Origin of the sequence: Microbacterium aurantiacum (genome assembly GCF_040532595.1) — a bacterium.
In the GTDB taxonomy this organism is placed as follows: Bacteria; Actinomycetota; Actinomycetes; order Actinomycetales; family Microbacteriaceae; genus Microbacterium; species Microbacterium chocolatum_B.
This window is the reverse complement of record NZ_JBEVYX010000001.1, coordinates 717,979-740,157: the sequence shown is the minus strand read 5'-3', so window position 1 is coordinate 740,157 and position 22,179 is coordinate 717,979. Positions and strand designations below refer to the sequence as shown.

Genomic DNA, 22,179 nt, shown 5'->3' with positions numbered 1-22,179 from the left:
GTAATCACATGTCCGGTTCCCGCCACAGCAAACGGTTACCGTGCGAGCACTCTATAACGGTGGGGTAACGGAAGGGAAGACCTTTTCCGGACGGATTCCGGGCGGATGGTCGGCTGCTCTCGCACCTGGCAGGAAATCGTCGCGTCGTGCCCGAAGGACGACGGCGGCAGGGGGCGTCGCACGGCGATAGTGGAGTGTGCAGATCGCCGACTTCCCCGTTCCCGAGAGTCCCGCGGCGCGGGGTGCCCTCGAGATGGCCCAGACCTATCAGTCACCCGCCATCACCGCGCACGCGTTGCGGTCCTGGCTCTGGGCGGAGGCCTTCGCGCGCGTCGACGGGATCGACGACGTCGATCACGAGCTGCTGTACGTCGCCGCCGTCCTGCACGACGTCGGGACGGCGATCGAGTACGACAATCACACGCTCTCGTACGAGCACGCCGGCGGCCATGTCGCCGTCGCACTCACCGCCGGCGCGGGCTGGCCGGCATCTCGGCGTGCGCGCGTGCTCGAGGTCATCGTGCGGCACAACTGGCCGTCGGTGGACCGGACGATGGACGCGGAGGGGTACCTGCTCGAGGCCGCCACCGGCCTCGACATCTCCGGCGCTCGGCCGGATGATCTTCCCGAGTCCTATCGGCGCGAGGTGATCGCGGCGCACCCCCGAGGAGCGCTCGCGGTCGAGTTCAGCGCCTGCATCGCCGATCAGGCCGCCCGGAAGCCCGCCACCGCGGCGCGGCGCCTGCACGAGGGCGGAATCGCCAGGAAGCTCGCCGAGAATCCGCTCGAGCTGCTCGGCTGAGTCGACGTCGGTACCCGCGACTATCGTTCCCTCGTGGCGATCGTCGGAGGGATGCCGGGGCCGTGCGCTCTGTGCGGCAGTGACGCCGGCCTTCGCGCGGTGGACGGGTGGCGGTGCGCCGACTGCGGGTGGCGTGTCGGCGACGCCCCCGATCACGACCTGCCGATGCCGACGGTCGAGGTCGTCTACTACCTGCGATTCGCCGAGCGCATCAAGATCGGCACCTCCCGGCATCCGCGCCGGAGGGTGTCGGCGATCTGGCACGACGAACTCCTCGGGTTCGAGCGGGGTGGACGCGCGCTCGAGCAACGACGCCACCGCGAGTTCGCGACCCTGCGCGAGGGTGGGGAGTGGTTTCGCGACACCCCCGAGCTGCGAGCGCACATCGACACCGTCACCGGAGGCGTTCCGCCGTGGCAGGCGTACGCGCGCTGGGTGGCGGAGGCGCTCGCGAGCTGAGCCCTCGTCTGCACGCCGCATCGGCCGAAGCGCACCACCCGCCCGAGAACCGGTTCGAACTTTTTTGTGACGAACTGTGCCGCGAGCGCCTCCTATTCGCGAAGGCGGTTCTCCGGACCCCCTCACCCAGACAGATCCACCGAGAGAAGGGACGCCTCATGGGCCTCGACGACAAGATCAAGAACGCCGCTCAGGACCTCACCGGAAAGGCGAAGGAAGCGATCGGCAACGCGACCGACAACGACAAGCTCGTCGCGGAGGGCAAGGCCGACCAGGCCAAGGCCGACGCGAAGAAGGCCGGCGAGAACGTGAAGGACACCTTCAAGTAAGCCGCTCACGACGAAGGGCGCGCCGCGGAGGGGCGCCCTTCGTCGTATTCAGCGGCGGTCAGCGGCGGTCAGCGCTCAGCGGTCAGCGCTCCGCGGCGGCGAGCTTCTCGCGCAGCTGGTCGGCCGTCAAGCGGATGCCGTATCCCGGCTGGTCGCGCTCGATCCGCCAGCTCTCGTCGACCTCCAGCGCGACGGTGTCGAAGCCGAGCTCGTCGTACAGCGCGGTGAGGAACGCCGTCGCCTCGGGGTGGTCGCTCGCCGCGACCAGGGCGCGGCGGTCCGGGGCGCCGGCCTCGGCGGCATCCGAGAGGATCTCCGCCGACGGGATGTGGTTGAAGCCCTTGACGACCTTCGCACCGGCGAAGTGGTCCTGCACCAGCTGCGTCGTGGTCGTCTGCTTCTCTTCGAGCACGGCGATGCGGCCGTCGCGCTCCCAGTAGTAGTTGTTCGTGTCGACGACGATCTTCCCCGCCAGCGGCGCCGCGGGGATGTCGGCGACGTTCTTCAGCGGCACGGTGACGACGACCCACTCGCCGGCCTCCGCCGCCTCGTCCGCGGTGGCGGCGCGCACGCGGTCGCCGAGACGCTCCACGAGCGGGGCGAGGGTCTCCGGGCCGCGCGAATTGCTGATCACCACGTCATAGCCGTGGGCGGAGAGCGCCTCCGCGAGGGTGCTGCCGATGTGTCCTGCTCCGATGATTCCTACCGTGGTCATGTGAGGCCCAACGCAGCGCGGCCGGGTGGGAATTCCCATCCGGCCGCGCTGATGTCTCGGGGCTCAGCCCCGGTGCGTGCGGTAGTACTCCAGGAGTGCCTGCGTCGAGGCATCCTGCGCGGCGATCGCGTCCTCGTCGCCCTCGATCGCGGGCGCGATCTGCAGCGCGAGCTGCTTGCCGAGCTCGACGCCCCACTGGTCGAAGGAATTGATGCCCCACACCGTGCCCTGCGTGAAGGTGATGTGCTCGTACAGGGCGATGAGCTCGCCGAGCACGCGGGGGGTCAGCGCCGGAGCGAAGATCGACGTCGTCGGGCGGTTGCCCGCGAACGTGCGCGCGGCGACGAGCGGGCCGGTGGTGCCCTCGGCCTCGACCTCCTCGGCGGTCTTGCCGAAGGCCAGCGCCTTGGTCTGGGCGAGGAAGTTCGACAGGAACAGTCCGTGCACGTCGCGGCCGCCGTCCTCGAGGGGGTAGGCGGGGTTCACGAACGCGATGAAGTCTGCCGGGATCAGGCGCGTGCCCTGGTGGATGAGCTGGTAGAACGCGTGCTGCCCGTTCGTCCCCGGCTCGCCCCAGAAGACCTCACCGGTGTCAGTGGTGACGGGGGAACCGTCCCAGCGCACCGACTTGCCGTTGGACTCCATCGTCAGCTGCTGGAGGTACGCGGGGAAGCGGCTCAGCTGCTGGGCGTAGGGGAGGACGGCGTGCGACTGTGCGCCGAGGAAGTTCACGTACCAGACGTTCAGCAGACCCATGAGGACCGGCACGTTCTCGGCGGGCGGCGTGGAGCCGACGTGCTCGTCGACCGCGTGGAAGCCTGCGAGGAGATCGCGGAAGACCTCCGGTCCGAACTCGATCACGAGCGACAGACCGATCGCCGAGTCCACCGAGTAGCGCCCGCCGACCCAGTCCCAGAAGCCGAAGGCGTTCACCGGATCGATGCCGAACTCGGCGACCTTCTCGAGCGCCGTCGAGACGGCGACGAAGTGGTGGGCCACGGCATCCGTCCGGGCGTCGTCCGAGTCGTCGATCGCGCCGGCGGCGACGAGACCCGCCCACAGCCAGTCGCGGGCGAGACGGGCGTTGGTCAGCGTCTCGAGCGTCGTGAAGGTCTTCGACGCGACGATGAACAGCGTCGTCTCGGGATCGAGGTCGGAGGTCTTCTGCGCGAGGTCGGTCGGGTCGATGTTCGAGACGAACCGGGCCTGGATGCCGGCATCCGCGTACGGCTGGAGGGCGGTGGAGATCATCACCGGACCGAGGTCGGAGCCGCCGATGCCGATGTTGACGACATGCGTGACCTTCTTGCCCGTCACCCCCTGCCACTCGCCGGAGCGCACACGCTCCGCGAAGACCGACATCGCCTCGAGCACCGACTGCACGTCGGCGTCGACGTCCTGCCCGTCCACGACGAGCGCCGGCGACGCCCCCGCGGGGCGACGGAGGGCAGTGTGCAGCACGGCGCGGTCCTCGGTGGTGTTGATGTGCGCGCCCGCCCGCATCGCGGCGTAGCGCTCGGCGACGCCGGTCTCCTCGGCGAGGCGCACGAGGGCGGCGACGATCTCGGCGTCGACGAGGTTCTTCGACAGGTCCACGCGAAGATCGTCGAGGTCGAACGTCAGCGCGCTCACGCGGTCGGGGTCTGCGGCGAACCAGGCGCGCAGATCGGGGGTGAAGCCGTCGCGGAGGCGTGCGAGCTCCGCCCAGGCGGACGTGCCGGTGGGGTCGATGGGTGCAGTCACACCGCTACCGTAGCGGCCCCGCCCGCGGGCGGCATCCGCGCGGTGTGCGACGCTGGAGGGCGTGACCTTCCCCGAAGACCTGCGCCTGATCGCCGTCGACATGGACGGCACGCTGCTGGATGCCGACGGCCGGGTCCCGGACGCGCTGTGGCCGCTGCTCGAGGAGCTCCGCGTGCGCGACATCCACTTCGCGCCCGCCAGCGGTCGCCAGCTCGCGACGCTCCAGGAGGCGTTTCCCGACCACCGGGACGAGCTGGTCTTCATCGCCGAGAACGGCGGCTACGTCGTGCGGGCCGGCGAGGAGGTCAGTTCGGTGACGATGGACCGCGCGTTCGTCGACGCGCTGCTGTCGCGCCTGACCGACCTCGCCGCGCGCGAGGACCTCGGCGTGGTGCTGTGCGGCAAGGCGTCCGCCTACATCGAGCGGACGGATGCCGCCTTCGCCGACGAGGCGGCGAAGTACTACGCGCGGCTCGCGCACGTCTCCGCGCTCGCCGACGTGGACGACCAGATCCTCAAGGTCGCGGTCTACGCCTTCTCGGACGGCGAACGGGTCGCCGCCGCGCTCGCCGATGTGCGCGAGACCCACCAGGTCGTGGTCTCGGGCGCCCACTGGGTCGACGTGATGAACCCCGGTGTGAACAAGGGCGTCGCCCTCGCCGCGCTGCAGCGCGCCCTCGGGGTGGGGCCGGAGAACACCGCCGCGTTCGGGGACTACCTCAACGACCTCGAGATGCTGGACGCCGCGCACCTGTCCTTCGCGATGGCCGGCGCCCACCCCGACGTGGTCGATCGCGCCCGGTTCCGTGCGCCCTCGCACACCGAGGAGGGGGTCATCACGACGATCCGCGGATTGCTGGACGCGAAGGATCCGGCATCCTTCGCGTGAGCGGCCGGTACCCGCGCCGCGCGGGAGTCTGACAGGCTGGAGGATGCCCGCCGGCCCGCGGACTCGCGTGTGAGCCCGGCGTCGAGCGGCTCGGAGAGGAGGCGCGACATGCGCACCACCATCGAGCGGATCCGCGCGATGCGCGATGCGGGGGAGCGGTTCACCATGGTGACCGCGTACGACTACACCTCCGCCCGCCTGGTCGAACGCAGCGCCGTCGACACGATCCTCGTCGGCGACTCGGTCGGGATGGTCGTGCAGGGGCACGACAGCACCCTCCCGGTCACGCTGGACGACATGATCTACCACACGCGGATGGTCGCCCGCGGGGCGTCGCGCCCGCTGATCGTCGCCGACCTGCCCTTCGGCACCTACGCGATCGAGGACGACGCCGTCCGAGCCGCCACCCGCCTCATGGCCGAGGGCGGCTGCCAGTCGGTCAAGCTCGAGGGCGGGGTCGCGCAGGCGGGAACGATCCGCCGCCTGGTCGAGATCGGCATCCCCGTCCTCGCGCACATCGGATTCACACCGCAGTCGGTGCACGCGCTGGGACTGCGCGTCCAGGGGCGCGGCCGCGATCAGGCGCGGCGCGTGCTGCGCGATGCGCTCGCGGTGCAGGCGGCCGGAGCCTGGGGCGTCGTCCTCGAGCTCGTGCCCGCCGAGCTCGCTGCAGCCATCACCGAACGGCTCGACATCCCCACCGTCGGGATCGGCGCCGGCGCGGGGTGCGACGGCCAGGTCCAGGTGTGGCACGACCTCCTCGGTCTGTATGAGGATTTCGTCCCGCGTCACGCGCGGCGGTTCCGCTCCCTCGGGGGCGAGACGGTCGCCGCCCTCGACGAGTACGCCGCCGCCGTCCGCGACGGCTCGTTCCCGGCCGCGTCGAACGCGTCGTCGTGGGATGCCGGGGAGGTCGCCGAGGCTCTCCGCGGCGTCGACGACCTCGACGAAGACGGCGCGCCCGAGGACCACGGGTGAGCATCCCCGTCGACGACGGCGCGGTCCGCCCGCGGAGCCTCGCCGGTCGCACGGCCCTCGTCACGGGAGGCCGGATCGGCATCGGGCGCGCCGTCGTGGCGGCGCTGAGCGACCGCGGCGCCCGCGTGCTCGTCGGCGGGCGGGATGCCGCGACCCTCGCCCCGCGGATCTCCGAGCTCCGTGCGCGCGGCATAGACGCGCACGCGTTCGCGGCGGACGTCACCGACTCCGCGTCGCTGGACGCCGCCTTCGCCGCGATCGGCGAGGCGGGGCTCGTGCCCGACATCCTGGTCAACAACGTCGGCCTGCGGGATCGCCGGGGCGTGCGCGACCTTGACACGGGCGCCTTCTCCGCCCTCGTGGGCGCGGACCTCGTCGCGGTCTATGACGTCATCCGCCGGTGCCTGGCCGCGGCCGAGGCCGCCGGTTCGACGCTCCGCTCGATCGTGACGGTGTCGTCGGTGGCGGCGCTCCGCGGACGCGCGGGCGACCCCGGGTACGCCGCGGCCAAGGCGGGCCTCGACGGTCTCACGCGGTCGCTGGCTTCCGAGCTCGGACCCCTCGGATGCCGCGTCAACTCCGTTGCACCCGGGACCATCGTCACCGACTCCAACGCCGACCTCCTCGTCGACGAGCGGATCGCGGACGTCGTGGCGACCCGCACCGCACTCGGCCGCTGGGGAACCCCCGCCGAGGTCGGAGCGCTGGTGGCGTTCCTCGCGTCGGACGAGGCGTCCTACCTCACCGGGCAGACGGTCGTCGTCGACGGCGGGCTCTCGACACTGTTCTGAGCCCGAGGGCATCAGGCGCGCAGCAGCTCGTTGTCGATGAGGCGCACCGCGCCGACGGGGGCGGCGACGATCGCCAGAGCATCGCCCGTGAGCCGGTCCAGCGGTGCGAACGAGTCCGGGTCGACGACCGCCCAGTACTCCGGCTCGATCCCCGCCGCGCGCAATGACGCGATCGCCCGTGCGGTGAGGGAAGCGGCATCCGTCTCCCCGTCGGCGACGGCCGCTCGTGCCGCGGCGAGCGAGCGGGGGATCGCGAGGGCCTGCGCGCGGTCGGCGGCGCTCAGGCGGACGTTCCGACTCGACAGCGCGAGCCCGTCGACGTCGCGGACGGTCGGGACGGCGTGGATCTCGATCGGGATGTTCAGATCGCGCACGAGCCGACGGACCACGGCGACCTGCTGCGCATCCTTCCGACCGAACCAGGCGGCGTCGGCCCCCACCATGAGGAAGAGCTTGGTGACCACCAGCGCGACCCCGTCGAAGTGCGCGGCACCGCGCGCGGCACCCTCCCACGGCTCGCTCACTCCTCCGACGCGGATGCCGGTGGAGAACCCCGCGGGATACACCTCGTCGGCAATCGGGGTGAAGACCACGGTCGCTCCCGCGGAGGCCGCCATCGCGGCATCCGTCTCGGGATCGCGCGGGTAGGCGGCGAGGTCGGCGGCATCGGTGAACTGGGTCGGGTTGACGAAGACCGACACGACGACCTCGTCCGACACCCGCGCGGCCTCGCGGATGAGGGTCAGGTGCCCCTCGTGCAGGGCGCCCATCGTGGGGACGAGGCCGATGCGACCCCCGCGGCGGCGGACGGGGTCGAGGGCGGCCCGCAGCGGCGCCACGGAATCGATCACGCGCATCCGCCGAGCGTACTTCGTCCGGGCGGTCGAGGTGTCAGCCGACCGCCCCCGCGCCGCGGCTCTCGGGCATCATGGGGGGATGCTGACGATTCCTGCGGTCACCCTCAACGACGGTCACTCCTTCGCCGAACTCGGGCTCGGGACCTACAACCTGAGGGGCGAGGAGGGGATCGAGGCGATCGTGTCCGCGATCGCCTCCGGCTACCGTCTGCTCGACACCGCCGTGAACTACGAGAACGAGCGCGAGGTGGGCGAGGCGATCCGCCGAGCGGATGTCGACCGCGACGCGCTCATCGTCACCTCCAAGATCCCCGGCCGCCACCACGGCCGTACCGAGGCCGCCGACAGCATCCGCGGATCGCTCGATCGGCTCGGTCTCGAGCGCATCGACCTCCAGCTGATCCACTGGCCGAACCCGAGCGTGGGCAAGTACCTCGAGACGTGGCGCGGCATGATCGATGCCCGCGAGGAGGGACTCGTCCGCTCGATCGGCGTGTCGAACTTCACCGAGGCGATGCTCACCGAGCTGATCGACGCGACCGGTGTCGTCCCGGCGGTGAACCAGGTCGAGCTGCACCCGTACTTCCCCCAGGGGCCGTTGCGGGCGTTCCACGCCGAGCACGGCATCCGCACCGAGAGCTGGAGCCCCCTCGCCCGCCGCAGCGACCTGCTCGCCGAGCAGCTCATCACGGAGCTCGCCGTCGTCCACGACGTGACCCCGACGCAGGTCGTCGTGCGGTGGCACACCCAGCTGCAGAGCACGCCCATCCCGAAGTCCGCCGACGCGGATCGCCAGCGCGAGAACGCCGACGTGTTCGGATTCTCCCTCACCGAGGAGCAGATCGCGGCGATCGCAGCCCTCGAGCGCGGTCGGCTGTGGGACGGCGACCCCGACACCCACGAGGAGATGTGACCGTCAGATCTGCAGCACCGCGCGGGCGATGAGGAAGTAGATCACGAGCCCCGTCGCGTCGACGAACGTCGTGATGAACGGGTTCGAGAAGACAGCCGGGTCGACCCGGATCGCCCGGGCGAGGAGCGGCATGACCCCGCCGACGGATGCCGCGACCGTGCAGATCGACAGCAGTGTGAGTCCGATCACGACGCCCACCTGCAGGTCGAACACGACGCTGGTGATCGCGAATCCGAGGACGCCGAGCAGCAGTCCGAGGAGTGCGCCGACACGGACCTCGCGGGAGAGCACCCGCAATACGTCGCGGGTGCGCACCTCGCTCAGCGCGAGTGCGCGCGTCACCGTGGTCGCGGCCTGGTTGCCCGTGTTCCCGCCCGTTCCGATGAGCAGCGGTACGAAGAGGGCGAGCACGGTGAGCTGGGCCAGGGTGTCCTCGAACACCGACAGCACCTGCACCGTCAGCGTCGCCCCGACCGCGAGGACGAACAGCCAGACGACGCGCGAGCGGACGATGCGCAGGATCGGCGTCGACAGGTACGGGCGGCGGAGCGGTTCGACGCCTCCCTGGCGGGCGGCGTCCTCGCTCTCCTCCTGCTCCAGGATGCGGACCGCGTCGTCGATCGTGAGGATGCCGACGAGGCGCCCCTCGCTGTCGACGATCGGGAGTGCGAGCACGCCGAGGTCGGCGCAGAGCCGCGCGGCGTCCTCGGCGTCGTCGGTGGCGGTCGCGGTGTGCGGTTCGCTCATCAGCGCGCCGACGGTGTCGTCGTCGGATCCGCCCAGGAGATCGCGCAGACTGATGACGCCGACGACCGTCCGCGCGTCGTCGATCACCGGGATCGTGTACACCGTCTCGGCGTCGCGCACCCGGGCCCGCACGCGGGCCAACGCGTCGGCGACGCGGACGGCGGGGCGGAGCGTGACGTACTCGGGGCTCATGCGGCGCCCGATCGAGTCCTGCGGGTAGCCGAGCACCGTCGCGGTGAGCGCACGCTCGTCGACGGGAAGACCACGCAGAAGACGCGGAGCGACGGAGGCCGGGAGCTCGTCGAGCAGACGTACACGGTCGTCCGGATCGAGGTCGGCGAACACCGCCGCGACCTCGGAGTCCTGCAGCGCGTCGACCAGGTCGCCCTGCAGTGAGGCGGGAAGGTCTTCGAACACGTCGAGCGCGCGCTGCTTCGACAGCAGACGGTAGACGACCGCACGGCGGCGGGCGTCCAATCGCTCGATCACGGCCACCACCTCGTGGGTGGGTGCCTCGGCGATCAGCGACGACGTCGCGCGCAGATCATCGGCACCCAGGGCCTGTTCGATCGCGAGAACGCGGTCATCGACGTCACGGGTCTGCTCGGGGGTCATGAGGGATCTCACTCCTGTCGCGCGCGAACGGCTCGCGCGAGGGCGAACGGATGCCGGATGCCGACGGCGACGGCATCCGGATGATCGCCGGACGCGCGGGGGTCGCGCTCAGGAGGAGAGTGCGCGAGGGTGCGCGGCGTCCGGCCGAGGACTGCAACTGTCACTGGGCATCAGGATCACCTCGCTCTCACGGTTCGGTTCGGGCGCGGAGCGCCCCCGGCCACCGTAGTCGGCGCGGTCGATGCGCGGCAAGACGGCTTAGGGGTTGTTCAGGCGACGCTCATCGCGCTGCGCGCGTCTCGTCGAGCCATTCGGCGAAGGTCTGCTCGCCGAGCATCGCATCGGGACCGGGGAGCGCCGACCCGTCGCGCTGCCAACGCCCGAATGCTCCCGGCAGTGAGACGGCGGGGACGCGCCAGCGCGTCGCCGGGCGTCCGATCGCCCGGCCGTAGGCGCGGACCATCGTGACGAGGCTCTCCTCGTGCGGTCCGGCGAGATCCCGGGCGCGCCCGCGCGGACGGCCCTCGGCGAGGTCGACGAGGCGGGAGGCGACCTCTCGGGCCGCGATCGGCTGCGTGCGCATGCGGGGTGCCAGGTGGATGGGGCCGACGGCCGCGGTCTCCCAGATCTGCGCGGCGAACTCGTGGAACTGGGTGGTGCGCAGGAGCGTCCAGGGGACGGGCCCCGCCTGCACCCCTGCCTCCTGCGCGAGCTTGCCCGCGTAGTAGCCGGATGTCTGGCCGTCGATGCCGACGATCGACAGGGCGACGTGGTGCCGCACGCCCGCTCGAACCTCGGCGTCGAGCAGAGTGGTCGTGACCGACGTGAAGAAGTCCACCGACCGGCGGGTGTGACGCGTATCCCGGTTGGTCACGTCGATGACCACGTCCACGCCGCCGAGCGCGGCCTCCACGCCGGCGCCGGTGACGAGGTCGACACCGTCCGCCCGGGTCAGCGCGACGACGTCGTGGCCGCGTGCACGGGCGATCTCGCCGGTCGGCACGCCGACGCGTCCCGACGCCCCCGCGATCGCGATGCGCATGGTTCCGGTCCCCGACGCGGCCGCTAGAGCTGGGCTCCGTCGTCGTCGCGGTTCTCGAGCCCGACGTTGCGTCCGCGCCAGGATTCGTACGCGATGAGCCAGCCGATGGAGACGGCGGCGGCGATCACGATGCCCAGCAGCAGGTTCTCCCAGATCAGACCGAACATGATGCCGAGCGCGAACAGGAGGGCGGTGCCGAGAGCCCAGCCGGAGCGGCCGCGCGTCCAGCGCGAACGAGGGGTTGTCATGCGCTCAGCCTAGGGGGCGGCATCCGTCCGCGCCGGACGCTGCGGCGCGCGGGACGCCCAGATCATCGCCTTGTCCTTCGCGGACGTCCGGAAGATCTGCAGTTCGCACGGGAAGAGGAAGGCGATCGCATGGATGATCTCGGCCACGGCGGTGTGGTCCGTGATGAGCGCGATCCGCCCCCAGGCGCTCGCCGGCTTGCTCTCGAGGCGCGCATCCTGCCACAGCGCGCCGAACGAATAGCCGTCGAAGTCATCGCCGAAGACGAGGACGAGGTTCACGGTGTCGCCGGCGGCGATCACGCGATCGATCGCAGGGTCGAGGACCGTGCGGTAGTCGTCGGCATGGACGGAACCCACGGCGCGGAACGCGAGCACGTTCGCGGGTGCATCGGGCAAGGTGGCGAGCATTCGGGTACTCCTCCGGGGGTCGCGGCATCGCGATCCTTTGCGCGTTCAGAATAGCGCGCACCCGCGCTGTGTGGCAGAGCTCGGACACGCCGGCTCGTCCGACCCCTGTGCGTCAGCGGCTGCGGTGGTCCTCGGGATGCAGTCGGGGTCCCCGACGCGGTTCGCGGACTCCGCTCGCGGCGAGCAGGCGGATCACGCGCTGCCGCTGGCCGTTCCAGGGCTCGAGGAGCGCCAGCATCCCGTCGTCGTCGGTGCGAGCCCCCGCGAGGGCGTACCCGACCTCGTGCGCGAGGTGGAAGTCGCCGACGCTCACCGCGTCCGGGTCGCCGAGCGCGCGGATGCGCGTCTCGGCCGAGGTCCACGGTCCGATCCCCGGCTGCGAGACGAGGACCCGATCGACCGCTTCGCCGTCGGCCGCCGCCTCGACGGCCCGGACGATCGAGCGGCCCCGCCGTGCGGCCCGCACCACGGTCTTCGACTGCGGCGGCTCCAGCCCCGCCCGATGCCACGCCCACGACGGGATGTCGCGCCAGCCGTCGATGTCAGGCGGTGCCGCCATCGCTCGCGGCGTGGGGCCCGGAGCCGTCTCGCCGAAGCCGGAGACGATCCGGCGCCACGCGGCGAAGGCCTGCATGCCGGTGACCTTCTGCTCGAAGATCGCGCACGCGAGGGCGTCGAACACCCCGTCGGTGCGGCTGAGGCGGAGCCCCGGCATCCGTCGGGAGGCCTCGGCGACCAGCGGATGCCGCTCGGCGGCGAATCCGTGCGGATCGTCGCGTGCGCCGCACAGGTCGGGGACGTGGGCGATCGCCCACTCGCGCCCCGGGCCCCAGGCTGCCGCGCGGATCACGCCGGATCCGGCATCCGTCAGCGCGAGCGTCGCGACGCCGGCGGGGGTGCGGCTCGCGCGCCAGATGACGGCGCCCGACATCGTCATCGTCGGGTCGTTCGCACCGCGACGCTGGAACATGACCGTGCGTCGGAGGTCGAGCGGGTGCCGCGGCCGGTACTCGGTCTGCAGCGGTGCCTCGGGTCGCGGCGGTGCGGTCTGGGGGGACGGTGCCGTCGGACGTGCGCGAAACTGCTCTCGCGTGCGCTCGGCGATCGTCATGCCCTCGACCCTACGTCGCGGCGCCGACGTCGCCGGCGCACACGATCCCTGCGCACGCATTCGCGTGTCGCTTGTGGCCCGGTCGAACTCCGTGAGGCGGTCTCGACTGCCACGCGACGTCGCGGTGGGTGCCGGGCGACCGGCGTCGCAGAGAGGTCAGAAGCGGTCGGGCGAGGGCGTGCCGTGGCCGTAGTGGATCACGACGTCGGCGTGCCGATCGAAGCGGTAGCCGACGCCGCGGACGGTGCGGACGATGTCCTCGTAGCGACCGAGCTTCGCGCGCAGGCGCCGCACGTGGACGTCGATCGTCCGCTCGCCGGGTGCCTCCTCGTCGCTGGCGGCCTGCCAGAGGGAGGTGACGAGTTCCGTGCGCTCGATGGTGCGACCCTCGCGGAGCACCAGGTACTGCAGGAGCTCGAACTCCTTGAATGTGAAGGCCGCCGACTCGCCGTCGATCAGCACACGCTTGCGCGAGATGTCGACCACGACGCCACCGGCGACGGCATCCTCTTCGAGGGGCTCGTCCTGCTTCGTGCGCGCGACCGCGGACGGCTCGTGGAGGGCGAGGCGGACGACGTCGACGTCCCGCCCGCCCGCACCGACGGGGGCGAGGGCGACGGTGGCGTAGGTCTCGGCCGAGGGGGCGAGGTCGGCGAGCGTGCGGCGGAGCGCGTCGACGAGCACGCCGAGGCTCACACCGGATGCCGCGGCCTTGGCCTCGTCGATGCCGACGTACAGTGCGAAGCCGCGCGGAGCGGTGCCGGGCGGGAGGCTCCGCGCCGCGGCGGCGCCCGCAGCCGCGGGTGCGGGCGCCGGTGCGGGCGCGGCCGCAGGAGACGGCTCGACCGCGGAGGTCGGCTCGCTCACGGGGCGGAGGTGGCGGACGGGGGCGGCGGGACGCTCGAGGAGTGCGGTGTTCGACATGATGATGGTCCTTGAAGGAGGTGAACCCCGGGAGTTCGTCGGCGGCGGTGGCCGGAAGAGGGTTCTGCGTTTCGATCGCTCGGAAGCGACGGGTGCCCGGTCGGGGCGGTGTGCGAGGACTCCGACGGCGCGTGATCGACGCGTCCGCGCGGCGTCTCGGGGGATCCGTGGCGCGTCGAAGGCTCGCTCCAACGGGCGGATCCGGCGGGGATCACCGTGCTAGTGGCACATTCGACAACACAGCGCCACGCGGCCGGCCATCATCATGCCGGCAGTCCCGTTCGCCTCCCAGGCGGACAGAGAGCGTGCGTTGTCAGTCATGCCGTGATTATGACCGAGTGTTTCCGCGACGGTCAAATCACCGAAAAGGTGCCCCGCGACGTGTGACGAAATGTGACAGATCGCCCACGCGGATGCCGGTGCGCTGGGCAATCGGGGTGCGCTGAACTTTTTTGTTGCGTTTCCCCTCAAACCTCTTGCGGGTGCCGCGTCGGTGCCGTACCTTCGTCATCGAAGCGCTTAGCGAAGCGTTTCGATGATCCACACCGACAGACGACGAGGTCGACATGGCGAACATCACCGAGGTGGCTGCGGCCGCCGGCGTGTCGATCAGCACGGTCTCGTACGCGCTGAGCGGCAAGCGCCCGGTGGCGCCCGACACCCGTCGCCGGATCGAGATGGCCGTCCGCGACCTCGGTTACAGCCCCAATGCCGGGGCGCGCATGCTCGCGGGGCGTCGGACGCAGATCTTCGCGCTCACCGAGCCCCTGCGCCGCGACACCCACGCTCCCACGCACATGTCGTTCGTCCTGGCGACGGCGGTCGCCGCTCGACGCCACGATTACGACATCCTGCTCCTCACGGACGAGCAGGCGCAGGCTGGGATGCGGAGGGTCGCGGCGAACGGACTCGTCGATGCGATCCTCGTCCTCGATGTCGCCCCCGACGACCCGCGAGTCGAACTGGCGCGTCAGATCGACACGCCCACGGTGTTCATCGGCGTCCCCGATGACAATGAGGGGCTGGTGTGCGTCGACCTCGATTTCGAAGCGGCGGCCGCTGAAGCCGTCTCGGTCCTTGCGGATGCCGGCCACCATCGGATCGGCTTCATCGGACAGGCGGATGCCGCCTATGAGACGTCGAACTTCCCGCCCCGTGTGCGGCGCAGCGTGCGGGAGGAGGCGGAGCGCTGCGGCATGGAGCTCCTGCTGGCAACCACCGGCACCACGCGAACCACGCGCGAGGCAGCCCGGCGGGCGGCGGCGGATCTCCTCGATGCCGGTGTCACCGCCTTCGTGCTCCACTGCCTCGACGAGGCCCACGCGTCGGTCCTCGCCGAGGTCGACGAGCGAGGGCTCTCGGTGCCGGAAGACGTATCGATCATCTCGGTCGGCGCCTCCTTCGACACCGGCTCGCTCGCGACGCCGATCGATTCCCTCCCGCTCGTCCCCGAGGCATCCTGTGACCTCGCGGTCGAGCTCGCGCTCGAAGCGCTGGGCGACCAGCGCCCCGAGCCGGGGCTGCGCCTGCTCGCCCCGACCCGTGTCGTGCACGGTTCCGTATCGACGCCGCCCGCCGGTCGTACGGGCACCGTCTGACGCTCCCGCCCGTCCGTCTGCTCTTCTGTTTACCCCGAGTCGAAACGCTTCGACTTTCTTTGCCTGAACCGACCAACGACGGTCCCTGAGAAAGGAATGCCACCGATGGCACCCATCACCCGCTCCACCGCGCGCCGGTCTTCGACCGCTGTCGCCGCCCTATCCGCCGGCGTCCTCGCCCTGTCCGCCTGTTCGGGCGGCGGGGGTGGAGAACAGGACTCCGACACGCTGGTCCTCTGGCACTACGAGGGCCCTGACAGCGCCATGGCGAAGGCCTGGGACGAGGCCATCGCGATCTTCGAGGAGGAGACCGGCGCCACGGTCGAGTTCGAGGAGAAGTCCTTCGAGCAGATCCAGTCCACAGCCAGCCAGGTGCTCGACTCCAATGCGGCGCCCGACCTGATGGAGTTCAACAAGGGGAACGCCACCGCCGGCTTCCTCGCCAGCACCGGACTGATCGCCGACATCAGTGACGCCGTCGCTGAGTACGGCTGGGACGAGATGCTGGCGCCGTCGCTGCAGACGACCGCGAAGTACACCCCCGAGGGCGTCATGGGAGGTGACACCTGGTACGGCATCCCGAACTACGGCGAGTTCGTCGGGGTGTACCACAACCTCGACATGTTTGAGGCGGCAGGCCTCGAGGTGCCGACCACCTACGACGAGTTCATCGACGTGCTCGACGCGTTCGTCGCCGAGGGCACCACACCGCTCGCCGAGGCCGGCGCCGAATACCCGCTCGGTCAGCTGTGGTACCAGCTCGCATTGAGCCAGGCCGACCGTCAGTGGGTCGACGACTACCAGCTCTACGAGAACGCCGTCGACTGGGCGGGCCCCGAGGTGACCTACGCCAGCGAGACTCTTCTGGACTACCTCGACGCCGGCTACATCGCCTCGGATGTGTCCTCGGTCAAGGCCGAGGATGCGGGCGTGGGCTTCATCAACGGCACCTACCCGATCTTCGTATCGGGCTCCTGGTGGTACGGCCGCTTCATCGCGGAGGCGACCGACTTCGACTGGACGATGCAGGCCTTCCCCGAGACCACGCTGTCGCTCGGCAGCTCGGGCAATCTGTGGGTCGTTCCGGAGAATGCGGCGAACAAGGACCTCGCCTACGAATTCATCGACATCACGATGCGCCCGGAGATCCAGGCGATCATCGGGAACAACGGCGGGGTGCCGGTCGCGGCAGACCCCGCGGACATCACCGACCCGAAGAGCCAGGAGCTCATCGCGACCTTCAACGGCGTGCTCGACGACGACGGGCTGTCCTTCTACCCGGACTGGCCGGCTCCGGGCTTCTACGACGTGATCGTGCAGCAGCTGCAGGGGCTCGTCACCGGTGTGCAGGACCCTGCGACCACCAACGCGAACCTCGGGTCCGCGTACGACGAGGGAACCGCCGAGTTCCGTTGATCCGTCATGCGGGGGCGGATCCCCTCCGCCCCCGCACCGACCTGGAGTCCCCGCGATGACCGTCACATCCCCGCGTCCCCGACGGGCGACGCTTCCTCCGGATCAGCCCCTGATCCCACAGCGCAAGGGGGGAACAGCCGGCTACTGGCTGTACCTCCTGCCCGGCACGATCCTCCTCCTCCTGATCATCGTGATCCCCTTGGTCTGGAACGTGTACCTGACCTTCACGCGCTGGCGCGGCGTAGGAACGCCGGAATTCATCGGCCTCGAGAACTGGACGCGGATCTTCACCGATGATGACTTCTGGACATCGTTCTCGAACTCGGTGTGGATGATCCTCGCGATGGTCGTGGTCCCGACACTGCTCGGGCTCGTCATCGCCGCTCTTCTCTTCGACGTCGTCGGCCGCAAGTTCGGCGGCAGGGTCGGCAGCTTCCTCCGGGCGACCTACTACCTTCCCCAGCTCCTGCCGATCGCCGTGGCAGGCATCGTGATCGGGTGGATCGTGCGTCCCGGTGCGGACGGTGCGGCCAACCAGATCCTGGCGTCCCTCGGCCTCGGCCCGGTGGACTGGCTCGGGCAGATGCCGTCCGCACTGATCGTGCTGATGGTCGTGTTGATCTGGGTCCAGATCGGCTACCCGGTGGTCATCTTCATGGCGGCCCTCCAGCGCGTCGATCCCGAGCTGTACGAGGCAGCCGAGCTCGACGGTGCGAACTGGTTCCAGCGCTTCTCCGCGATCACGGTCAGCATCATCCGGCCGGAGATCTTCGTCGTCGCCCTCACCTGCACCATCGCGGCACTCAAAGTCTTCGGCCCCGTCTACGTGATCACCCGCGGAGGGCCGGCCGGCGCGACCCTCGTGCCCGCGTACTACGCGTACACCGAGTTCTTCACGAAGCGGAACATCGGGTACGGCGCGACGATCGCGACGGTTCTGACGATCCTCGTCGTCATCGTCTCGGTCATCTTCATCCGGGTGCAGACCGCGCTCGAGCGCAAGGAAAGGGCGGGGCTCTGATGACCGCGATCCTCACGTCCTCCGAGGCCGCCACGGTGCGCAGCGGACGTCGGCGCCCGCCCCGCTCCCGCGGCGGGATGACCAGGCGCGGCCCCGTCGACTGGCTGATGCTGGTCTTCGTGGTGATCGGCGCCCTGGTGGTGATCGCCCCGTTCTATCTCGTGCTGGTCAACTCGTTCAAATCGCCGGTCGACTACGCGACGTCGGGGCCGCTCGCTCTGCCGACGGCGCTCGACTTCACCGGGATCACGCGGTTCTGGGAGAGGGTGAACTTCCCGCAGAAGCTGTGGAACTCGCTGTTCATATCCGCCACGGTGGCGGTCCTGGCGGTGCTGGTCTCGCTGGTCAGCGCATTCGCCATCGGCATCGGTCGCGTGCGGGGTCGCACCTGGATCGTCCTGCTGTTCCTCCTCGCGAACCTGCTGCCGCAGGAAGCGCTGCTGTACCCGCTGTACTTCATGTTCAAGGAGGTGGGTCTCTACGACAGCGTGTGGTCGGTCATCATCGTGTTCGTCGTGATCCAGGCGGCCTTCGGCACCTACCTGCTGTCCTCGGTGCTCGGGACCTTCCCGAAGGAGGTTCTGGAGGCGGCATCCATCGACGGGGCCTCGCGCTGGCAGATCCTGTGGCGGGTGGTGCTGCCCATCAGTCGCCCGATCCTGTCCGTCCTGTTGATCTTCTTCTTCATCTGGACGTGGAACGAGTTCCTGCTCCCGCTCACCTTCCTGCCGTCGAACGCCAATCAGACGGTGCCGGTGGCGATCAGCGTGCTCCAGGGCGACCGTCTGATGGATGTCACGACCACGAGTGCCTCGGCGCTGCTCGGCATCATCCCCACCCTCCTCTTCTTCCTCATCTTCCAGCGCACCCTCACGCGCGGCATCACCGCAGGAGCAGTCAAGTAATGAAGTTCACCGATGGTTTCTGGCAGCTGCGTCCCGGCGTCACGGCCCTGTATGCCCAGGAGGCCTACGACATCGAGACGACGGATGCCGCGACCGACGGAGCCGGCGTCGTCGTGACGGCTCCGACCAAGGTCATCGAGCGCCGCGGCGACACGCTCAACCGCCCCATCCTGACGGTGACGCTCTCCTCTCCGCTGGAGGGAGTGGTGCGCGTACGCATCACGCACCACGAGGGCGGGCACGACCACGGCGGATTCGACCTCGTCGGCGCGGTCGCGGGCGGCGCGGGTGCGGCATCCGTCATCGACGGCGCGGGAGTGCTCGAGACCGGCAGTCTGCGCGCGACGATCGCCCCCGGCGCGCCGTGGGACCTGTCGTTCGAGGTCGACGGGCAGCGCGTCACCGGCAGCGGCCCGCGCTCGACCGGGTACGTCCACGTGGCGCCCGGAGCGGAGGTCGACCGCGGCATCGTGGCGAACGCCCGCGGCGGCGGCGGCTTCCCTCCGATGTCGACGTTCATCCACGAGCAGCTCGATCTCGGGGTGGGCGAGCTCATCTACGGTCTCGGCGAACGCTTCGGGCCCCTGGTCAAGAACGGGCAGAGCGTCGAGATCTGGAACGCCGACGGCGGGACCTCCAGCGAGCAGGCCTACAAGAACGTCCCGTTCTACCTCTCCAGTGCCGGTTACGGGGTACTGGTGAACGACCCCGGCCATGTCTCGTTCGAGGTCGGTTCCGAGGCGGTCGAGCGCGTGCAGTTCTCGGTCTCGGGCGAGACCCTCGAGTACTTCGTCTTCGCCGGCCCCACTCCGAAGGACGTCCTGGCGCGATACACCGCACTCACCGGGCGCCCGCCGATCGTCCCGGCATGGTCCTACGGGCTGTGGCTGTCCACGTCGTTCACCACCGACTACGACGAGGCGACGGTGTCCTCCTTCATCGACGAGATGGCCCGGCGCGAACTGCCTGTCTCGGTGTTCCACTTCGACTGCTTCTGGATGCGGGAGTTCAACTGGACCGACTTCGCCTGGGATCCGCGCGTCTTCCCAGATCCGGACGGGATGCTCGAGCGCCTGCATGCCAAGGATCTCCGGGTGAGCGTCTGGATCAACCCCTACATCGCCCAGCGCTCGCCGCTGTTCCGCGAGGCCGCCGACCGAGGGTTCCTCGTCCGCCGAGCGGACGGAACGGTGTGGCAGTGGGACCTCTGGCAGGCCGGGATGGCGCTCGTCGACTTCACGAACCCCGACGCCACCCGGTGGTACCAGGACAAGCTGCGCGCGCTCGTCGCGCAGGGCGTGGACTGCTTCAAGACCGACTTCGGCGAGCGGATCCCGCTCGAGGTCGCCTGGGCGAACGGCGAAGATCCCGAGCGCATGCACAACCGATACGCGCAGCTGTACAACCGCGCGGTGCACGACGTCCTCGTCGAGGCGCGCGGTGAGGGCGACGCGGTGCTCTTCGCGCGCTCGGCGACGACCGGCGGCCAGAGCATGCCCGTGCACTGGGGCGGCGACAGCACCTCGACCTTCGTGTCGATGGCCGAGACCCTCCGCGGCGGACTGTCGCTCGCGCTCAGCGGCTTCGCGTTCTGGAGTCACGACATCGGAGGCTTCGAAGGGACTCCGGATGCCGAGGTCTTCAAGCGCTGGACGGCGTTCGGTCTTCTCGGCAGCCACTCCCGCTTCCACGGTTCCAGCTCGTACCGCGTGCCGTGGCAGTTCGACGAGGAGGCGGTCGAGGTCACGCGTCGGTTCACGCGGCTGAAGATGCGGCTCATGCCCTACCTCTTCGGCCTCGGCACGGAGGCCGCGGCATCCGGTGTGCCGCTCATGCGTCCGATGGTGCTCGAGTTCCCGGACGACCCGGCTGCGACCTACCTCGATCGCCAGTACATGCTCGGCCCCGATCTCCTGGTGGCGCCGGTGTTCCGCGCCGACGGGCGGGTGTCGTTCTACCTCCCCGCGGGGGAGTGGACCCACCTGCTCACCGGAGCGCGGGTGACGGGAGGACGCTGGATCGAGGAGACCCACGACGTCTTCAGTCTGCCGCTCTACGCGCGTCCGGGGGCCGTCCTGCCGTGGGGTGCGCGCGACGACCGCCCCGACTACGACTATCTCGAGGGCCTCACGTGGCGGATCTATCCCGGTGGGAGCGGTACCATCGAGCGTCGGATCGCGACGCCCGACGGTCGCACCGCCTCCTTCACCATCGACCGCACGGGAGTGACCGAATGACCGCGACCACCGGCCGTACCGATTACCGCGACAGCGGCCTGGTCTTTCCCGAGGGCTTCACCTTCGGGTCGGCGACCGCCGCCTACCAGGTGGAGGGCGCGTTCGACGAAGACGGTCGTGGACCCTCGATCTGGGACACCTTCTCCAAAACCCCGGGCAAGGTCTGGAACGGCGACACCGGCGACGTCGCGTGCGATCACTATCACCGGGTCGAGAGCGACCTCAACCTCATGGCCGACCTCGGCCTCGGCGCCTACCGCTTCTCCATCGCGTGGCCCCGCATCATGCCCGCCGGCGTCGGCGAGGTGAACCAGGCGGGCATCGACTTCTACGCGCGCCTGGTCGACGGGCTGCTCGAGCGCGGCATCCGTCCCGTGGCGACCCTGTACCACTGGGATCTGCCGCAGGCGCTGGAAGATGCCGGCGGCTGGCCCGTCCGCGCGACCGCCGACGCGTTCGAGCGCTATGCCGAGGTCATGGGCGCGGCGCTCGGCGACCGCGTGCACACCTGGACCACGCTCAACGAGCCGTGGTGTTCGGCCTACCTCGGCTACGGACAGGGCGGTCATGCGCCCGGTCGACACGAACCGGATGCCGCGCTCGCCGCCGTCCACCACCTGAACCTCGCGCACGGCCGGGCCGTCCAGGCGCTGCGCGCGACCTCGACCGGCGATCCGGAGTACTCGGTGACCCTGAACTTCCACGCTCTGCGCGGGGAGGGGGACGGCGCGGCCGAGGCGATGCGGCGCATCGACGCCCTGGCGAACCGGGCCTTCACGGGCCCGATGCTGCACGGCGCCTACCCCGAGGACCTCCTCGTCGACACGCGCGAGGTCACCGACTGGTCGTTCGTCCGCGACGGCGACCTCGCCGACATCCGTCAGCCGATCGACGTGCTGGGTGTCAACTACTACTCCACCGCCACGGTCCGGATGTGGGACGGCGTCTCGCCGAAGCAGACGAACGACGGCCACAAGGGCGTTCCGGGCGCGACGGCATGGCCGGGCAGCGACCGCGTCGTGGAGTTCGTCGAGCAGCCGGGACCGTACACGGCGATGGGGTGGAACATCGCTCCCGAAGGGCTCGAGGAGCTCCTCGTGGCGCTGGGGGAGGAGTTCCCCGATCAGCCGCTCATGGTGACGGAGAACGGTGCCGCCTTCGACGACGTCGTCGCCGCGGACGGATCGGTCCCGGACCCCGAGCGCGTGGACTACCTGCGCCGTCACTTCACCGCCGCGCACCGCGCGATGGAGCAAGGGGTCGATCTCCGCGGGTACTTCGTGTGGTCGCTTCTCGACAACTTCGAGTGGGGCTACGGCTACGCCAAGCGCTTCGGCATCGTCCGTGTCGATTTCGACACCCTCGCGCGTACGGTGAAGGACTCCGGGCGCTGGTACGCCGAGCTCGCGCGCACCGCCGTCACGCCCTGAG

Annotated in this window: 23 protein-coding genes; 13 read left to right on the top strand and 10 right to left on the bottom strand. The window is 70.2% G+C overall.

All coding sequences use genetic code 11. From position 1 onward, the window contains the following. The first annotated feature begins 196 nt into the window (after nt 1-196). The 3 genes from ABXJ56_RS03685 to ABXJ56_RS03675 all read left to right on the top strand — a co-directional run bounded on the left by ABXJ56_RS03685 (nt 197) and on the right by ABXJ56_RS03675 (nt 1,590). Entirely contained in the window at nt 197-802 is a 606-nt protein-coding gene (locus tag ABXJ56_RS03685) for an HD domain-containing protein (RefSeq protein ID WP_353998369.1), read from the top strand. A 33-nt stretch (nt 803-835) separates the two neighbouring features. Next, nucleotides 836-1,261: a GIY-YIG nuclease family protein gene (locus tag ABXJ56_RS03680; RefSeq protein WP_353998368.1), complete on the top strand. Its 426-nt coding sequence runs from the start codon at nt 836-838 to the stop codon at nt 1,259-1,261. Nucleotides 1,262-1,419: 158 nt separating this feature from the next. Beyond that, nucleotides 1,420-1,590: a CsbD family protein gene (locus ABXJ56_RS03675; RefSeq protein WP_353998367.1), complete on the top strand. Its 171-nt coding sequence runs from the start codon at nt 1,420-1,422 to the stop codon at nt 1,588-1,590. Between the two features lie 82 nt (nt 1,591-1,672). Here the strand turns inward: ABXJ56_RS03675 and ABXJ56_RS03670 are convergent, their stop codons facing one another. After that, nucleotides 1,673-2,305: an NADPH-dependent F420 reductase gene (locus ABXJ56_RS03670; RefSeq protein ID WP_353998366.1), complete on the bottom strand. Its 633-nt coding sequence runs from the start codon at nt 2,303-2,305 to the stop codon at nt 1,673-1,675. Nucleotides 2,306-2,368: 63 nt separating this feature from the next. After that, nucleotides 2,369-4,048 (bottom strand): glucose-6-phosphate isomerase, encoded by a 1,680-nt coding sequence (gene pgi / locus ABXJ56_RS03665; protein ID WP_353998365.1) that lies wholly within the window; start codon nt 4,046-4,048, stop codon nt 2,369-2,371. A 61-nt stretch (nt 4,049-4,109) separates the two neighbouring features. On the opposite strand from pgi, the gene ABXJ56_RS03660 reads away from it, so the two are divergent. From ABXJ56_RS03660 to ABXJ56_RS03650, 3 genes are all read left to right on the top strand, one after another. Beyond that, nucleotides 4,110-4,937: a Cof-type HAD-IIB family hydrolase gene (locus tag ABXJ56_RS03660; RefSeq protein WP_353998364.1), complete on the top strand. Its 828-nt coding sequence runs from the start codon at nt 4,110-4,112 to the stop codon at nt 4,935-4,937. A 108-nt stretch (nt 4,938-5,045) separates the two neighbouring features. Next, nucleotides 5,046-5,915, top strand: a complete 870-nt coding sequence (panB, locus tag ABXJ56_RS03655) for a 3-methyl-2-oxobutanoate hydroxymethyltransferase (RefSeq protein WP_353998363.1) — start codon at nt 5,046-5,048, stop codon at nt 5,913-5,915. After that, the gene (locus ABXJ56_RS03650) at nt 5,912-6,706 is read left to right on the top strand and encodes an SDR family NAD(P)-dependent oxidoreductase (RefSeq protein ID WP_353998362.1); all 795 of its coding nucleotides are present in this window, start codon (nt 5,912-5,914) and stop codon (nt 6,704-6,706) included. Before panB ends, ABXJ56_RS03650 begins: the two co-directional genes overlap by 4 nt. Nucleotides 6,707-6,717: 11 nt before the next feature. Here ABXJ56_RS03650 and panC read toward each other — a convergent pair whose 3' ends face one another. Next, on the bottom strand, nt 6,718-7,563 hold the full coding sequence (gene panC, locus ABXJ56_RS03645; protein WP_353998361.1) for a pantoate--beta-alanine ligase: 846 nt from the start codon (nt 7,561-7,563) through the stop codon (nt 6,718-6,720). Between the two features lie 79 nt (nt 7,564-7,642). On the opposite strand from panC, the gene ABXJ56_RS03640 reads away from it, so the two are divergent. Continuing rightward, the gene (locus ABXJ56_RS03640; protein ID WP_353998360.1) at nt 7,643-8,476 is read left to right on the top strand and encodes an aldo/keto reductase; all 834 of its coding nucleotides are present in this window, start codon (nt 7,643-7,645) and stop codon (nt 8,474-8,476) included. A 3-nt stretch (nt 8,477-8,479) separates the two neighbouring features. On the opposite strand, the gene mgtE is transcribed toward ABXJ56_RS03640, so the two are convergent. The 7 genes from mgtE to ABXJ56_RS03605 all read right to left on the bottom strand — a co-directional run bounded on the left by mgtE (nt 8,480) and on the right by ABXJ56_RS03605 (nt 13,571). Then, the gene (gene mgtE / locus ABXJ56_RS03635) at nt 8,480-9,838 is read right to left on the bottom strand and encodes a magnesium transporter (protein WP_353998359.1); all 1,359 of its coding nucleotides are present in this window, start codon (nt 9,836-9,838) and stop codon (nt 8,480-8,482) included. A gap of 8 nt (nt 9,839-9,846) precedes the next feature. Further along, nucleotides 9,847-10,002, bottom strand: a complete 156-nt coding sequence (locus ABXJ56_RS03630; RefSeq protein ID WP_353998358.1) for a hypothetical protein — start codon at nt 10,000-10,002, stop codon at nt 9,847-9,849. 116 nt (nt 10,003-10,118) lie between these two features. After that, nucleotides 10,119-10,880, bottom strand: coding sequence for an SDR family oxidoreductase (locus ABXJ56_RS03625; RefSeq protein ID WP_353998357.1), 762 nt, complete (start codon nt 10,878-10,880; stop codon nt 10,119-10,121). Between the two features lie 23 nt (nt 10,881-10,903). Then, complete coding sequence (locus ABXJ56_RS03620) at nt 10,904-11,128, bottom strand: hypothetical protein (RefSeq protein WP_353998356.1); 225 nt, start codon at nt 11,126-11,128, stop codon at nt 10,904-10,906. 9 nt (nt 11,129-11,137) lie between these two features. Then, the gene (locus ABXJ56_RS03615) at nt 11,138-11,536 is read right to left on the bottom strand and encodes an STAS/SEC14 domain-containing protein (RefSeq protein WP_353998355.1); all 399 of its coding nucleotides are present in this window, start codon (nt 11,534-11,536) and stop codon (nt 11,138-11,140) included. Between the two features lie 112 nt (nt 11,537-11,648). Continuing rightward, complete coding sequence (locus ABXJ56_RS03610) at nt 11,649-12,647, bottom strand: DNA-3-methyladenine glycosylase family protein (RefSeq protein WP_353998354.1); 999 nt, start codon at nt 12,645-12,647, stop codon at nt 11,649-11,651. A 156-nt stretch (nt 12,648-12,803) separates the two neighbouring features. Beyond that, a complete protein-coding gene (locus tag ABXJ56_RS03605; protein ID WP_353998353.1) occupies nt 12,804-13,571 on the bottom strand; it encodes a winged helix-turn-helix domain-containing protein in 768 nt (255 codons plus the stop codon). 566 nt (nt 13,572-14,137) lie between these two features. Here ABXJ56_RS03605 and ABXJ56_RS03600 point away from each other — a divergent pair. From ABXJ56_RS03600 to ABXJ56_RS03575, 6 genes are all read left to right on the top strand, one after another. Beyond that, nucleotides 14,138-15,169 (top strand): LacI family DNA-binding transcriptional regulator, encoded by a 1,032-nt coding sequence (locus ABXJ56_RS03600; protein WP_353998352.1) that lies wholly within the window; start codon nt 14,138-14,140, stop codon nt 15,167-15,169. A gap of 105 nt (nt 15,170-15,274) precedes the next feature. After that, nucleotides 15,275-16,585 (top strand): ABC transporter substrate-binding protein, encoded by a 1,311-nt coding sequence (locus ABXJ56_RS03595; protein ID WP_353998351.1) that lies wholly within the window; start codon nt 15,275-15,277, stop codon nt 16,583-16,585. 55 nt (nt 16,586-16,640) lie between these two features. Then, nucleotides 16,641-17,606, top strand: a complete 966-nt coding sequence (locus ABXJ56_RS03590) for a carbohydrate ABC transporter permease (RefSeq protein WP_353998350.1) — start codon at nt 16,641-16,643, stop codon at nt 17,604-17,606. After that, complete coding sequence (locus ABXJ56_RS03585) at nt 17,606-18,511, top strand: carbohydrate ABC transporter permease (protein WP_435404952.1); 906 nt, start codon at nt 17,606-17,608, stop codon at nt 18,509-18,511. Before ABXJ56_RS03590 ends, ABXJ56_RS03585 begins: the two co-directional genes overlap by 1 nt. Then, on the top strand, nt 18,511-20,748 hold the full coding sequence (yicI, locus tag ABXJ56_RS03580) for an alpha-xylosidase (RefSeq protein WP_353998349.1): 2,238 nt from the start codon (nt 18,511-18,513) through the stop codon (nt 20,746-20,748). Before ABXJ56_RS03585 ends, yicI begins: the two co-directional genes overlap by 1 nt. Further along, nucleotides 20,745-22,178 (top strand): GH1 family beta-glucosidase, encoded by a 1,434-nt coding sequence (locus tag ABXJ56_RS03575; RefSeq protein ID WP_353998348.1) that lies wholly within the window; start codon nt 20,745-20,747, stop codon nt 22,176-22,178. The genes yicI and ABXJ56_RS03575 overlap by 4 nt, the downstream gene beginning before the upstream one ends. Nucleotide 22,179 lies beyond the last annotated feature (1 nt).

Bases quoted from the DNA above. Each gene is read 5' to 3' on its own strand.
- ABXJ56_RS03585 (WP_435404952.1), top strand. From the start codon at position 17,606: ATGACCGCGATCCTCACGTCCTCCGAGGCCGCCACGGTGCGCAGCGGA.
- ABXJ56_RS03605 (WP_353998353.1), bottom strand. From the start codon at position 13,571: ATGTCGAACACCGCACTCCTCGAGCGTCCCGCCGCCCCCGTCCGCCAC.
- panB (WP_353998363.1), top strand. From the start codon at position 5,046: ATGCGCACCACCATCGAGCGGATCCGCGCGATGCGCGATGCGGGGGAG.
- ABXJ56_RS03625 (WP_353998357.1), bottom strand. From the start codon at position 10,880: ATGCGCATCGCGATCGCGGGGGCGTCGGGACGCGTCGGCGTGCCGACC.
- ABXJ56_RS03675 (WP_353998367.1), top strand. From the start codon at position 1,420: ATGGGCCTCGACGACAAGATCAAGAACGCCGCTCAGGACCTCACCGGA.
- mgtE (WP_353998359.1), bottom strand. From the start codon at position 9,838: ATGACCCCCGAGCAGACCCGTGACGTCGATGACCGCGTTCTCGCGATC.
- ABXJ56_RS03610 (WP_353998354.1), bottom strand. From the start codon at position 12,647: ATGACGATCGCCGAGCGCACGCGAGAGCAGTTTCGCGCACGTCCGACG.
- ABXJ56_RS03620 (WP_353998356.1), bottom strand. From the start codon at position 11,128: ATGACAACCCCTCGTTCGCGCTGGACGCGCGGCCGCTCCGGCTGGGCT.
- yicI (WP_353998349.1), top strand. From the start codon at position 18,511: ATGAAGTTCACCGATGGTTTCTGGCAGCTGCGTCCCGGCGTCACGGCC.
- ABXJ56_RS03575 (WP_353998348.1), top strand. From the start codon at position 20,745: ATGACCGCGACCACCGGCCGTACCGATTACCGCGACAGCGGCCTGGTC.
- ABXJ56_RS03670 (WP_353998366.1), bottom strand. From the start codon at position 2,305: ATGACCACGGTAGGAATCATCGGAGCAGGACACATCGGCAGCACCCTC.
- panC (WP_353998361.1), bottom strand. From the start codon at position 7,563: ATGCGCGTGATCGATTCCGTGGCGCCGCTGCGGGCCGCCCTCGACCCC.
- ABXJ56_RS03615 (WP_353998355.1), bottom strand. From the start codon at position 11,536: ATGCTCGCCACCTTGCCCGATGCACCCGCGAACGTGCTCGCGTTCCGC.
- ABXJ56_RS03595 (WP_353998351.1), top strand. From the start codon at position 15,275: ATGGCACCCATCACCCGCTCCACCGCGCGCCGGTCTTCGACCGCTGTC.
- ABXJ56_RS03640 (WP_353998360.1), top strand. From the start codon at position 7,643: ATGCTGACGATTCCTGCGGTCACCCTCAACGACGGTCACTCCTTCGCC.
- ABXJ56_RS03600 (WP_353998352.1), top strand. From the start codon at position 14,138: ATGGCGAACATCACCGAGGTGGCTGCGGCCGCCGGCGTGTCGATCAGC.
- ABXJ56_RS03590 (WP_353998350.1), top strand. From the start codon at position 16,641: ATGACCGTCACATCCCCGCGTCCCCGACGGGCGACGCTTCCTCCGGAT.